This window comes from Aquimarina amphilecti (assembly GCF_900109375.1).
Classification (GTDB): domain Bacteria; phylum Bacteroidota; class Bacteroidia; order Flavobacteriales; family Flavobacteriaceae; genus Aquimarina; species Aquimarina amphilecti.
Window position 1 is genome coordinate 243,366 of the sequence record NZ_FOAB01000007.1, and the last position, 14,665, is coordinate 258,030.

11 protein-coding genes are annotated in these 14,665 nt (G+C 31.7%); 10 read left to right on the forward strand and 1 reads right to left on the reverse strand.

All coding sequences use genetic code 11. From position 1 onward, the window contains the following. The first annotated feature begins 12 nt into the window (after positions 1-12). Both BMY33_RS18760 and BMY33_RS18765 read left to right on the forward strand, forming a co-directional pair. On the forward strand, positions 13-6,108 hold the full coding sequence (locus BMY33_RS18760) for an alpha-2-macroglobulin family protein (RefSeq protein WP_091411608.1): 6,096 nt from the start codon (positions 13-15) through the stop codon (positions 6,106-6,108). Between the two features lie 41 nt (positions 6,109-6,149). Beyond that, positions 6,150-6,872, forward strand: coding sequence for a hypothetical protein (locus BMY33_RS18765; protein WP_091411376.1), 723 nt, complete (start codon positions 6,150-6,152; stop codon positions 6,870-6,872). Positions 6,873-6,935: 63 nt separating this feature from the next. On the opposite strand, the gene BMY33_RS18770 is transcribed toward BMY33_RS18765, so the two are convergent. Further along, complete coding sequence (locus tag BMY33_RS18770; protein WP_091411378.1) at positions 6,936-7,523, reverse strand: hypothetical protein; 588 nt, start codon at positions 7,521-7,523, stop codon at positions 6,936-6,938. Positions 7,524-7,663: 140 nt separating this feature from the next. Here BMY33_RS18770 and BMY33_RS18775 point away from each other — a divergent pair, with 140 nt between their 5' ends. The 8 genes from BMY33_RS18775 (at position 7,664) to BMY33_RS18810 (ending at position 14,665) form a co-directional block, all read left to right on the forward strand. Continuing rightward, positions 7,664-8,761, forward strand: coding sequence for a serine hydrolase domain-containing protein (locus BMY33_RS18775; RefSeq protein WP_091411381.1), 1,098 nt, complete (start codon positions 7,664-7,666; stop codon positions 8,759-8,761). 18 nt (positions 8,762-8,779) lie between these two features. Further along, a complete protein-coding gene (locus tag BMY33_RS18780) occupies positions 8,780-9,658 on the forward strand; it encodes an AraC family transcriptional regulator (RefSeq protein WP_091411383.1) in 879 nt (292 codons plus the stop codon). A 104-nt stretch (positions 9,659-9,762) separates the two neighbouring features. Then, positions 9,763-11,217, forward strand: coding sequence for a nuclear transport factor 2 family protein (locus tag BMY33_RS23835; RefSeq protein WP_244543053.1), 1,455 nt, complete (start codon positions 9,763-9,765; stop codon positions 11,215-11,217). A gap of 64 nt (positions 11,218-11,281) precedes the next feature. Next, on the forward strand, positions 11,282-11,818 hold the full coding sequence (locus BMY33_RS18790; protein ID WP_139195697.1) for a hypothetical protein: 537 nt from the start codon (positions 11,282-11,284) through the stop codon (positions 11,816-11,818). Between the two features lie 110 nt (positions 11,819-11,928). After that, a complete protein-coding gene (locus tag BMY33_RS18795) occupies positions 11,929-12,546 on the forward strand; it encodes an O-methyltransferase (RefSeq protein ID WP_091411389.1) in 618 nt (205 codons plus the stop codon). A gap of 5 nt (positions 12,547-12,551) precedes the next feature. Then, the gene (locus tag BMY33_RS18800) at positions 12,552-13,085 is read left to right on the forward strand and encodes a cytochrome b/b6 domain-containing protein (RefSeq protein ID WP_091411391.1); all 534 of its coding nucleotides are present in this window, start codon (positions 12,552-12,554) and stop codon (positions 13,083-13,085) included. An 11-nt stretch (positions 13,086-13,096) separates the two neighbouring features. Continuing rightward, on the forward strand, positions 13,097-13,531 hold the full coding sequence (locus tag BMY33_RS18805) for a cupin domain-containing protein (protein WP_091411393.1): 435 nt from the start codon (positions 13,097-13,099) through the stop codon (positions 13,529-13,531). A 213-nt stretch (positions 13,532-13,744) separates the two neighbouring features. After that, positions 13,745-14,665, forward strand: a complete 921-nt coding sequence (locus BMY33_RS18810) for a HamA C-terminal domain-containing protein (RefSeq protein ID WP_091411395.1) — start codon at positions 13,745-13,747, stop codon at positions 14,663-14,665.

A 14,665-nucleotide genomic window follows, 5' to 3' on the forward strand; every position in this document is an offset into this window, starting at 1 on the left:
AAAATCAAACAGATGAAAAAATATATCATTCTTGTTTTCATACTCTTTATTACTAACCTAAATTATATGATGGCTCAGAACAACTATAATTATCAAGATGATTGGAAAAAAGTAGAAGATTTCGACCAACAAGGACTACCAAAATCCGCTTTAGAAATCGTGGAAACTATCCATACAAAAGCCAAAAAAAATAATAATACTAATCAAATTACAAAAGCATTAATATATAAGGCTAAGTACAACTTAGTTCTAGAAGAGAATGCTCAGTTAAATATCATTCAAGAATTTAAAAGTGAGATTTCTAGCAGTAAATTCCCTAGTAGAAATATCCTAGAAAGTATTCTAGCTAATATGTATTGGCAATATTTCCAAGAACATAGATGGCAATTTTATAATCGTACTAAAACTTCTGAGAAAGTAGACAAAGAAGATTTTAGAACTTGGGATTTAGAAACTTTATTCGCCGAAATCCATTTATATTATCAGAAATCATTGGAAAACGGCTTATTAGCGCAGCAAACAGATCTAACACAATTCAATGATATCTTATCACAGTCTACAGATTCTAAAAAATACCGCCCTACACTCTTTGATTTTCTATCACATAATGCTTTAGCTTTTTATAAAACGTCGGAGACCAGTATTACTAAACCAGCATATGCTTTTGAGATTGATTCTCCGGACTATTTAAATGACCACGAACCTTTTTCAGTAATTAAACTGAATACAAAAGATTCTTTGTCACTACAATTTCATGCTTTAAAAATATACCAAAGTCTTATCAATCTTCATAAGAGAGATAAAAAACCTGATGCATTAATCGAAGTAAATATTGAACGTTTAAAATTCATTCATGACCACGCAATTTTTAATGACAAACAAGAACTTTTATTAGCAACTCTTCTTTCGGAAAAAGAAAAACATAAAAACAGCCCATCCTCCACCCTATATGACTATGAGATCGTAACACTCTATCAGACACAGGCCGCTACTTATATTCCTGAAGAAAATGAAACCCATCGTTGGGCGCTTCAAAAAGCGCTGAAAGTTTGTGAAGCAGCTATCGCGCAATATCCTAAATCCAGAGGAGCTATTAATTGTGCATATCAAAAAGAACAGATTCTTGATGCTCAAGTTAATTCTATAAAGTTAGAAAGTTATATCCCTATTAACAAACCATCTAGGCTTCTGGTAAACTATAAAAACCTTGAACTTCTACATTTTAAAGTATTAAAGGCTAATCAAAATCAAATACAATCTTTACAGAAAATATATGAACCAAAAAAGAAGGTAGCATTTCTAAACAAATTATCAGAAGTTCATTCGTGGGAGTCAAAATTTATTGACAAAAAAGATTACCAAAACCATAACATGGAAATTGCCGTTCCTTCATTAGAGCAAGGATCGTATATTATTGTTGGATCAATTACCAAAGAATTAAACGTAGATCATACATTCACTTTTGGAGATCTACAAGTCACTAATCTTACTCTTTTAGAAAACAAAACAACAAAAGAAACTAAGTTTCAGGTTATCGATAGAAATAATGGAATACCAATCCCTAATGCTTCGATTAAACTCTTCGCAGATAGTAGAAGAAATAGTTTAAATAAAACGCTAACCACTAATGAAAAAGGAGAAGCGTTCTTTTCTCAAGAAGGTTATTACTACAATGTATTAGCAACTGTTACTAAGGGTACGGATAAAGCAAATTTTAAAGGAATATATCTTAATCAATATGGAGGTGATAGTCAACCAGACAATAGCACGAGATATTCTACTTTTCTTTTTACAGACCGAAGTATTTACAGACCTGGACAAACTGTATATTTCAAGGGAATTATGATGGCTACCAAAGGAAAAGAAGATCCTAAAGTAGTAGCTAATAGACCAACCTTTGCCAAACTTATTGATGTAAATGGACAAGAAATTACGCTTCTTAACTTTACCACAAATGAATATGGATCATTTGCTGGAGAATTTATTTTACCTTCTTCTGGATTAACTGGTAATTATTCCATTCAAACAGATAATTACAATAGCATCTATATTTCTGTAGAAGAATACAAGCGCCCTAAATTTGAAACAACATTTAATCCAGTTACAGAAACCTATAGAGTTAATGATAGCATTAAACTTACGGCTACTGCTACCGCTTATGCTGGTAGCAATATTACAGACGCTAAAGTAGTATACCGAGTATATAGACAAATACAGTATCCTCGTTGGTGTTATTGGTATCCTAGAAATAGCGAAGAACAAGAAATCACACACGGTGAGACCACAACCAATGATATAGGAGAATACAACATTACATTCGCTGCTTTACCAGACAAAAGTGTTTCAAAAGATAATCAACCTACTTTTACGTATAAAGTAATAGCGGATGTTACCGATATTAATGGAGAAACCAGAAGCGCTACGACTTATGTAAATGTAGGGTATCATGCATTAACGGCATCTATTAATATTGATTCCGAAATTGATAAAACCAAAAAAGACAATATCTTAAATATTACTACTCAAAACCTGAACAATGAATTTATAGCAAATACAGGAAGTCTAAAAATTTACAGACTACAAGCACCTGAATGCCCTTTACGCGTTCGCCCTTGGAAAGCTCCTGATTATAGTAATGTAACCAAAGAAGAATTCAAGAAATTATTCCCGCACGATGCCTATAAAAATGAAGATGATTATAGGAACTGGGAAAAAGGAAATCTAATTTTGGAAAAAGTCTATGATACTAAAGAAACTAAAGACAATACCAAAGGAACTAAGGATATATTGCTAAAAACCATTAAAAAATGGGAAACTGGTAAGTATGTAATAGAACTTCAAACTAAAGATCGATTTGGGCAAGAAGTAAAGGATATAAAATATATAAATATCTATGACCAATCTGATAAAACTATAGCCGATAGCAAGCTGTTCGAAATTACAACGGACAAAGGTGAATACGCAATTGGAGATGAAGTTATACTAAAACTAAGTTCTGCCTCAGAAGATATTACAATCACTTTAGATATTGAAAAAAATCAAAAGGTAATTGAAACTAAACTGATTAAATTATCTAACAATAGTAAGACTATCAAAATACCCGTAAATAAAGAAGATCTAGGTGGTTTTGCTGTTACATATAGTTTTGCAAATTATAATGCCTATCAAAGCGGTACTGTCCCGATTGCAGTTCCGTATGAACCGACAGCGCTTACTATAGAAACTAACACCTTTAGAGATAAGTTACAACCAGGACAACAAGAAACATGGAGTTTTACTGTAAAAGGACCTAAAGGAGATAAAGTAACTGCAGAGTTACTAGCCAGTATGTATGATGCCTCTTTAGATCAATTTAAGCCGCATCAATGGTATTTTAATCCTATCAATAGACCTATTTACTATTCGTACTCACAACGAAATGCAACCAAAAGTTTTGCTAAAGGGAATTTTAATATCTATGATCAACAACTATGGATCGCTAGTTTTCAACACCAGGGATATGATCAATTAAATTGGTTTGGATTGTATTTTGGAAATTCATACAATTACCGAATGGACTCTTTCGCCTCTGGTGTACGAGGTAAAAAAAGCAGAAAATTAGCTTCTGCTCCCATGGCATCTATGGAAATGGTCGCTGATGATGCAGAGATGGAAGAAGTAGCCGAAGTTGAAGAAAAATCTTCTAAAGAAATTTTGGGAGGTACTTTTGAAAAGAATGAACAAGATGAAGAGAAAAAAGAACCATCCCTAGAAGGAGTTAAGATTCGTAAAAATCTTCAGGAAACTGCATTTTTCTTTCCGAAGTTAACTACGGATGCAGAAGGTAACATACGTTTTAATTTTACTGCTCCAGAGGCATTGACTAAATGGAAAGTGCAACTATTGGCACATACTAAAAAGCTAAATACTGGAACACAATTATTAGAAACTATTACCCAAAAGGAACTAATGATTTTACCAAATCCTCCAAGATTTCTTAGAGAAGGTGATAAGATTATCCTGAGTTCTAAGGTTTCTAATATTTCTTCTAAAGATCTTAGTGGAGTTATCGAGTTACAATTAACAGATGCTTTGACCGGTAAATCAATTGATACCGATTTACAGAACACTAGTATTCGCAAAGATTTTTCTGTAAAAGCAGCTGGAAATACTAATGTATCGTGGGAACTTTCGATTCCCTCTACTGTACAAACGGTACAATATAAAATTATAGCGAAAGCTGGTGAATTTTCTGATGGAGAACAGAATGTATTACCTGTATTATCAAACCGAATGCTGGTTACAGAAACATTACCTATGTGGATCCGTTCTAATCAGACCAAGACATTTACATTAGATAAATTAAAAAACAACACATCTACTACATTAAAAAATCATAAGCTCACATTAGAGATGACATCTAATCCAGCTTGGTATGCTGTACAGGCACTACCCTACTTAATGGAGTATCCATACGAATGTGCCGAACAAACATTCTCTAGATATTATGCAAATTCTTTAGCAAGCCATATTGCTAATTCTAACCCAAGAATTCAGGAAGTATTCAATCAGTGGAAAAACACGGATGCTTTACTTAGCAATCTAGAGAAAAATCAAGAATTAAAATCGCTAATCATACAAGAGACACCTTGGTTAAGAGATGCACAAAGTGAAACAGAACAAAAGAAACGCATTGCATTACTTTTCGATCTTAATAAGATGAATAATGAATTGCAAAATGCTATTAATAAATTACAGCAAATGCAGTATGGTTCTGGAGCTTTCCCTTGGTTTAAAGAAGGAAGAGAAAATCGTTATATCACTCAGCACATTGCTTCAGGATTTGGACATCTTAAAAAACTAGGTGTTACAAAATATGACAGCAAAACTCAGAATATGCTTCAAAAAGCAGTTCGTTATCTAGACAAAGAATTTATAAAAGAATACGAAGAGCTTAAAAAATATTGCAAGCGTAACAAGGTAGATATTAATAAAGATCACCTTAGTTATACACAAATGCATTATCTATATATGCGTAGCTTCTTTACGGATATCAAAAGAGCAAATAACACTAATGAAGCTTGGGATTATTATTTAGGACAATCCAAAAAATATTGGTTAAAAAGAGGTTTGTATCCTCAAGGTTTATTAGCGCTAATATTACATCGAAATAACGACACCAATACTGCCACTAAAATCATTAGATCATTAGATGAAAAAAGCATCACTAGCGAAGAACTAGGTATGTACTGGAAATCTAATACTGCTAGTTGGTATTGGTATCAGGCTCCTATAGAAACACAAGCCTTGATGATTGAAGTTTTTGCAGAAATCGAACAAGAACCCAAAAAGACTGAAATTGTAGACAATCTTAAAGTTTGGTTACTTAAAAATAAACAAACTAATCAATGGAAAACTACCAAAGCTACTACAGAGGCAGTGTATGCATTATTATTACAAGGTAGCGACTGGTTATCTGTAACTGATATGGTCGAAATCGTATTAGGAAATCAAAAAATTGATCCTAGTACCATGGAAGATGTAAAAGTAGAAGCAGGAACAGGATATTTCAAAACATCCTGGAATGGGAATGAGATACAGAAAGATATGGCAACTGCCAAAATCACCAAAGAAGGAAAAGGGATCGCTTGGGGAGCATTGTACTGGCAATATTTTGAGAATCTGGATAAAATTACCTCAGCAGAAACCCCTTTAAAACTTAAGAAAAAATTATTCTTAAAAAAGAATACGGATACAGGAGAAGAAATTACTGAAGTAACCGATAAAACAGAACTAAATTTAGGTGATTTAGTGAGAGTTCGTATTGAGTTACGATCTGATCGCGCTATGGAATTTGTACACATGAAAGATATGCGTGCATCAGGATTAGAACCTATTAATGTTATCTCACGATACAAATACCAAGACGGATTAGGTTATTATGAAAGCACTAAAGATGCTTCTACCAACTTTTTCTTTGACTATTTACCAAAAGGAGTTTATGTGTTTGAATATGATCTACGTGTAAATAACAAAGGTGATTTCTCTAATGGAATTACAACTATCCAAAGTATGTATGCACCAGAGTTTAGCAGCCATTCTGAAGGAGTACGAGTAAAAGTAAAATAGACTTTAAGCTAGAATCTAATTAATTTGATTACTAAAATATAATGATAAAAAATAGTTTAATAATTACACTTTTAATTTGTGTACTAGCAAGTTGTACTGATGGTAAAAAGCCAAAAATAGTATATGATAACAGCGGTAAAAACAAAGAAACAACAGAATTAAAAAAAGATACTACCTTAATCGAGGCGGCAGATCTGCCGATTCGGATGGACAGCACCGATTATTTAATACACCCGATTGGTTTTTTAAAAATTAGCAAATCTTGGTCTAAAACATCTTACAGATCTTCGGATTATAAGAATACCAATTTTTCTGTATCCAATCAATCTAAATATCAGATTACTGGAAACTTAACAAATTTAAAGTTTCAACATATCGATTCTGAAAAACTAGTTCCATTAACAGAAAAGACAATTAATATTCAATCGGTAACTTTTCTAAAGGAAGTGTTTGATCGAACTAAATCAAAATATTTACTCTATAAGATAATTGATAAAGACACTAATCAAGATCAAATTCTAGATTATCAAGATCTAAAATCTTTATACATCAGCAATATCGATGGATCAAATTTCACTAAGATAACCCCAGATTATCAAGAATTAGTTAATTGGAAAATATTAATATCTAACAATAGATTGTATTTTAAAACTGTTGAAGACATTAATAAGGATGGAGAATTTGACAAAACGGATGTCATACATTATCAGTATTTGGATTTAGATAATAAAAATTGGAAGGCTAAAGAGTACAATCCTCTCTAATAAATAATTGAAACTATTTAAACTAAGTAGCTAAAACAAAATCTTTACAAAACTAATTGTTTTTTAAGTGTTTTGTTTTAGCTCTTTTTCAATAATAATCTTCAAAACTTTTAGATCATTTTCACTTATAACATTAGATAAAGAAAAGGGATCAAATTCACTTGATTGCGGGTAGATAAAAACTTCAAACTCATTAATAATTATATTTTTTATTTTATCAAATGCACATGCCTCAGAAGATTTAAGAAAAAACTGAATCTCTTCGTTATTGACATTAACAGAAAACTTTTGATTATATATCAATTGTCGTATTTCTAGATATACACCTTGTCTAGATCTATCTTTTTCAAGAACTGATCTCAAAATTATTAAATCATAAATATTGATGATATCCATTAAATCATATGGTAAAAAGGTATCTGACTTTGGATATATACAAATCCTCTTTTTATCAATTAAAACATCTTGTATTTTATGGCTTTCGAATTTTTCGGAAGTAGCATTACAAAACATTATTTCAGAATCTGTTTTGGGATAAATTAAACGTTTATCATCGTATTTTCGATACAAAGAAGCGAACTCATTTATTTCTGAATAAAGTTCATCTCTAAGTTGATCAATCTTTTTGATAAAATATTCTTGCGTTTTCATAATTCCTAAGCCGTTATAATTACACATACATTTTAGATCGCAAAAGGCGTATCTTTACATTAAAGATCATCTAAAAGACAATTTGTAACACTTACATCTAAAAAAATGTTATCCAGTATAGTTCGCGAAACTTAAAACCAATGAAAAAAGATTCTCTAAAAAAATCCATCTTACTACTATTAATCACCTCATTAATTAACTGTTACTCACAAGACAACATCAAAAACCTAAAAGGTTTTGACATTTCGTCTGATTCCATTAATACGTTCCTTAAGACACGTATGGATTCTTTACATATTCCTGGACTTTCCATAGCGGTAATAAATAATAGTAACGTTGTTTATCATAAAACATTAGGGTACGCCAATCTCGAAAAAAAACTACCGGTTACCAACAAAACAATTTTTGAAGGAGCCTCTATGTCTAAATCGGTTTTTTCAACATTTGTAATGAAGTTTGTCGAAGAAGGAAAATTAGATTTGGATAAACCTATGTATGAATACCTACCTTACGAAGATATTGCATACGATGAACGTTATAAGAGAATAACTGCCAGAATGATTTTGAGTCATAGGTCAGGATTTCCTAATTGGAGAGAAAATGAAGATGACAAAAAATTAAAAATCAAATTTGATCCTGATACAGATTACGGATATTCTGGAGAAGGGTATCAATATTTAGCAATGGTATTAAAACATATCTTAGGGACTGATTGGAATGGTTTAGAAACTTATTTCCAGAAAGAAATAGCAAAACCTCTAGGATTAGAACATACTACTTTTATTGAAGATTCTTACGCCCTAAAACATAAAGCAGAACCTTATAATAAAGAAGGTGATTGGATTGATTGGAAAAATGAGTATTGGTACAAAAAGGACAAAGGCATATTCGTTTCTTCTTCATCTATTCGTTCCGAACCTATTGATTTTTCTAAGTGGATGATTGGTGTAATGAATAAGAAAATCTTATCAGAATCTAGTTATAAAGAACTATTTAAACATCATTCCAAAATAACAACATTATCTACGGGAGTTAATGTTTATTATAGCTTAGGATTTATCACAGCGGATTCCCCTTATCACAATACTTATTTCCATGGTGGATCTAATGATGGTTTTACATGTTGGTACATGATGGATATCGAAAAAAAATGGGGATATGTAGTATTTACTAATTCCATGTACGGTGAAAAATTAGGGAACGAACTGTGGGATTATTTCGAAAAAGAATACGAATAAAACAAGCATTGTAATTAAGTGAAAGAAAAAATTAAACACGTAAAATTTGATAATAAGACAAATCCAAAATCTTACTTTGAAGTAGTACAGCTTGAAGAGTTACTAAATAGAAAGTTAGATCATGACATTTGCAAAAATCACATTGTCAAATTTTATATCATAATTTTTATTACAGAAGGAAATGGCTACCATACTATTGATTTTGTAGACTATAAATACCAAAAAGGTTCTGTTCTATTAGTTAGAAAAGATCAAATTCAAAAATTTTCGAAAAGCGCTACTGCAAAAGGACATCTACTGATCTTTACTGAAGAATTTATAGTCAGCCATATCAATAAATTAGAAGCATTAAAATCGTTTCAATTGTTTAATGAGTTGATAAGCTTCCCTAAGATTGAATTAGATATCGAAGAGAATGATTTTTCCAATTTTCACTCTCTAATCGGGCAAATAGTATCAGAGTACAATCTAAAAGATGAATATTCTATTGGTATAACACGCAGTGCGCTACATATACTAATTACCAAATTATTTCGTATCAAGTTTACTAAGAAACAGCTGCCAAACAAGAAAAAATATTTAACGGAATTCTTATTACTTCAGGATATGGTAGAAAAAAATTGCTTTGTCAATAAAAAAGTGATGTTTTATGCTGAAAACATGGGTTGTTCCACCAAAACACTGAACAATATTGTACAAGCAATAGTTAATAAACCTGCCAAAAATTTTATAGACGAAATAGCTATTACGCAAATAAAGAGATTACTTATTGGTACAAATGAATCGGTTAAGGAAATAGCCTATACTTCCGGATTTGATGATCCTGCGAATTTTTTCAAATATTTCAAAAAATATGTCGGAAGTTCTCCAGAAGTCTTTAGAAAATCGCATCGATAACATTTTCCTATTTTGACACTATTTAGGATAATATCAACCACCTTATTATACTGATTGTAAATTACTTTTGGTGATAAATTTCTATTATTATCAAATACAGTAAAATGAAACACGCAATCAAACTTACCCTCATTTTGATGACTTTATCTCTAAGTCATTGCGCCGACAAAAAAGAAACATCTACAGAAAGTAAAACTATTATGGAAGTAACCACTTTCGAAATTAATGGAGATGTCGATCCACTAGATTTTAAAAAAAGAGATACACAGATAGAAACAGACTTCACTAGTAGGCAACCAGGTTTTATCAAAAGACAAAGTGCTATTGATGAAAACGGAGCCTATGTTGTAATTGTTTACTGGGAGAATACAGCAAACGCCAAAGCATCTATGGATAAGTTTATGAGTGATACATCCGTTGCTGATTATGCACAAATGATAAACGGATCAACCATGAAAATGGAACGTTATGCAATGGACAAAACGTTCAATGCAGATAAAAGCAAGTTTGTAGAGGTGATGACATTTGATTTAAAACCAGCTACAGATTTAGAAAAATTCCATAAACTTAATCAAAAGGTAGAAACTGATTTCACAGGAAAAAGAGATGGGTTCTTACAAAGACTTACCGGTGTAAATGAAAAAGGTACACAAGCAGTTGCTGTTTATTGGACTAACAAAGCGGCTTCTGATGCTTCTTTGGATGGTTTTATGGCAAATTCAACAGCAAAGGAATTTATGGCAAAAATGGATCAATCCAGTATGTTCATGGGTCGTTATGAATCCTTACTGGCGCACGTAACCAAAAAAGAAAAAGTAGTTGCATTGCTAAATAGTTTTAACACAGGTGATCAAACTCCAATTTCATATATCAATCCACAAAAATACATTCAACACAACTTAGATGTTGGAGATGGATTAGCAGGTTTTGGAGAAGTCATGAAAAACGCTCCAGAAGGTGGATTCAAAGCAAATGTAGTCAGAGCTTTTGAAGATGATGAATATGTGTTTACGCATACAGAATATGACTTTTTTGGGCCAAAAGCCGGGTTTGACGTTTTCCGTTTCGAGAATGGAAAAATTGTAGAGCATTGGGATAATTTATTAGAAGTACAAAAACCAAATCCAAGTGGACACACCCAATTCGACGGTGCTACTAAAATTACCGATTTAGATAAAACAGAAGAAAACAAAGCCAAAGTAAAAGATTTCATTGAAAAAATACTTCTAAACGGTGAAATGGATAAGATCACTAATTATATAAACCCCAAAGAATATACGCAACACAATCCTGCTGTTGCAGATGGATTAGAGGGCTTTGGAGAAGCGATGAAGTACTTTGCCATGAACGGGTTGGTTATGGAATATACTGCACTGCATAAAGTCTTGGGACAAGGAAACTTTGTTCTTACACTTAGTGAAGGAAAATTTGGCAAAGGAGATCAAACTGCATTTTATGATCTATTTAGGCTAGAAAATGGGTTGATCGTAGAGCATTGGGATGTAATTACAATAATTCCGCCTAAATCCAAATGGAAGAATGAAAACGGAAAGTTCTAGTCCAATTCTTTCTTTACCCTTACAATATCTTAAATCAAACGTAAACTTTTTTAAAACCCTTACTATGAAAACTCTAAAATCAATTAGTTGCTACCTAATACTATCCTTGGCATTAAGTTTATTTACCTCTTGTGACAGTGATGATGATAACACCACTCCTCCAATAACATCCGGAGTCAGTGTAACTGTAGCTAATACATTTCAATCAACTACAATCACGAGCGGAGTTGAAACCGCCATAGAAGATTTATTTATGCAACCTGCCGGATCATTAGAAGCAACAGCAACTATTGAAAATGCTGTTGAATTCCCTGCCTACCTATTAGGATTATATGATATTGATATCGATCAAAACACGATTTCTTTTGAATTGGTGGCACAAGCTGGGGATGCAACCTATGGAGATTTATTCAGAACATTAGAAACAGGAACTACAGATCGATATTATTTTACATTCGATGAACCGCAAAATGTAAGTGGGTTTTCTACAGATAATGATTCCGTAGGTCTCAGAATAGATGCAAATAATGTTTTAGTGGTAGAGATTGGTGAGGGATTCGAGTTTCAACCCGGAGCTAGTTTTACTATCACACTAAATTAATTTAGAACATACACTTAACTAACTGTATGTACTATCAATGGGCACATACAGTTTTCTCTAAAAAAACAGTCTTATTCTTTTAATCAAATTTTATATATAAGAAAAACACTATGAATAAAGAAAAAATCAACACGGTTATAGATGAATTGTTTCGTGATTCTAAAGGTGATTTTTTTAAAATGATTAAGACTGTTTCTAAAAGTGTAGTCCGACCATTAACGCCTGTCGACTTCAAAGATTTGTACCTATCAATATCTAAAGAACAAGGAGAAGATCTAACAAAATTAGTTGTAGAAAAAAACTATAAGAACATTGTAGAATTCGGAACCTCATTTGGGATATCAACCTTATACTTAGCCTTAGGTGCGATGGAAACTAATGGGCACATTATCACAACTGAGTTAATTACCTCTAAAGCTAATAAAGCAAAAGAAACGTTCAAAAAAGCAGGAGTAGACAATCTTATTGATCTAAGAATTGGTGATGCTATGAAAACATTACAACATCATAAAGATCCAATAGATCTTTTGTTTTTAGATGGTTGGAAAGATGTGTATCTCCCATTATTCCAGATGTTAGAAACTAATTTTCATCCCAATACTACCATTTATGTGGATAATGCTAATATGAAAGAGACGCAACAATTTCTAGACGTTATTAGTCAACAACCAACATACAGATTACAACCTCTATATAATGGTAAGGTGTTCTTAATTAGTATTCTATAATTGCAATGCAGCAGCCATCTATAACATATAGCAAACGTACTATTTGGATTCATTGGGTTTCTACAGTACTAATTTTTGGATTAATCTATACAGGAATTAATATGGAGCATCAAGCTGTCAGTGAGCGTAAATTTATACTGTATCAAATACACTTCTCATTAGGAATTTTAGTATTTCTATTAACGATCATTAGGATCATTGGTTTATGTAAAGATAGAAAACCCAAGAATTTATACCCCAAAAAATCCATAAGAGAAAGGGTTAGAAAATGCGTTTACTATGGTTTCTATATTAGTATTATCTGGATGTGTGTGTCTGGATTGGCATCTCTTTTTTTAGAAGGAATTATTCACTCAGTACAATCTAGTAATTGGCAAGATTTACCAGAAATAAGTGTAGATGGTTTTCATCCCATTATGTTATCGCATCACATAATGGCCAAAATGATATTCCTTTTATTATTATTTCATATTTCTGGATTTGTATTGCACTTGATACAGAAAAAAGAAAACACATTAAAGAGAATTTGGTTTAATTAATATATATATAAATGAAAGAAAAAGAGATTATAAGAAACGGACAAGGTGACAACTACAATTATTCTCAGGATCATTGCTTTATCAAACTTTCTTCCGATAGCACACAAGGTGAGTTATGTTTTGTAGAGGACACCTTAAAACCTGGATTCTATCTAGCCAGACATCATCATAAAATCATGACCGAAGTATTTTATATATTAGAAGGAGAAGTAGAACTAATTTTTGATGATGAAACGATTATCGCAAAACCAGGAGACACGGTTACTGTGCCACCAAACGTATGGCACGCTGCAGGTTGTGCAGAGGGCGGAAAAATGCTTAGTATATTTAAAAATGGTCAATTTGATTTATACCTAGAAAAGTTATCAAAGATGTCTGATAGCGATTTTGAAGATACCGAATTAATGAAAGCGATATCTGCAGAATTTGATATTTACGAAGAGTAAGAAATACTACATAGCAATGTACCTAGACCACATATGAATTCATATGTGGTTTTGTTTTAGGGGGAATTTTACACTATTTTTAGATCCATAAAACAAAAGTGCCTGTAAAGTTAACGAGGTATAATACGTTTGTAAACGTTTACAAGCAATTACAAACGGTACTATATGCAATAACTATACACGCAAGTTGGGCGTCATTAAAAAAAACCGAGAATGAAATTTGAAATTATCGTAAATAACATATTTGATGACGTTAAATTAGATAACTCTTTAAGTCCGTCTGACAACAAATCAGTTCTTGGAATAATCAATGATTTTGAAAATGGAGAATGGAGATATGAAAAGTTTCAAAACTATATTTGGGATAATATCAAAGAAACTGCTTTAAGTCATAACGAAAGACAAGCTTTGTTAAATGATGGAGCAGGTACAATTCTTTCTGAATCAGCAAAGAAATTAAGATTAATTGAATCTGTAGATGCAATTGGTAGAGGTAGTGAAATTGCAGAAATTGTTCTTTATGGAATAATGAAAGACCACTATTCTGCACTTCCAATTGTACCTAAAATATTTTACAAACAAAATACCAAGGATGAAGCCAAAGGTTCTGACAGTGTTCACATTGTTGTAGAATCAGAAGACTCTTTTTCACTATGGTTTGGAGAATCTAAATTTTACAATAGTATTGAAAATGCTCGTTTAGACACAATTATTACTTCAGTGAAAGATTCTATTAGCTTAGAAAAAATTAAAAAAGAAAATAGTATTATTACCAATTTAAGCGACATCAACGATTTTGATGAGATTTCAGATGTATTAAAAATCAAAATAAAAGAAAGTCTTTCTCAAGATGTATCAATTGATAAAATAAAACCAATTTTAAATATTCCTATTTTACTTTTATACGAATGTGAACAAACAAAAACAGGAACAGGTTTAACAACAGAATATAAACAAGGGATTATAGATTATCACAAAGACAGAGCAACACAATATTTTAAAAAACAAATTCAAAAATGTACAGATGTACATTTATACGAGAAAATTAATTTTCATATTATCCTGTTTCCTATTGCTGACAAAGATAAAATCGTAGATAAATTTATTCAAATAGCAAAAGTTTATAGAGATTAG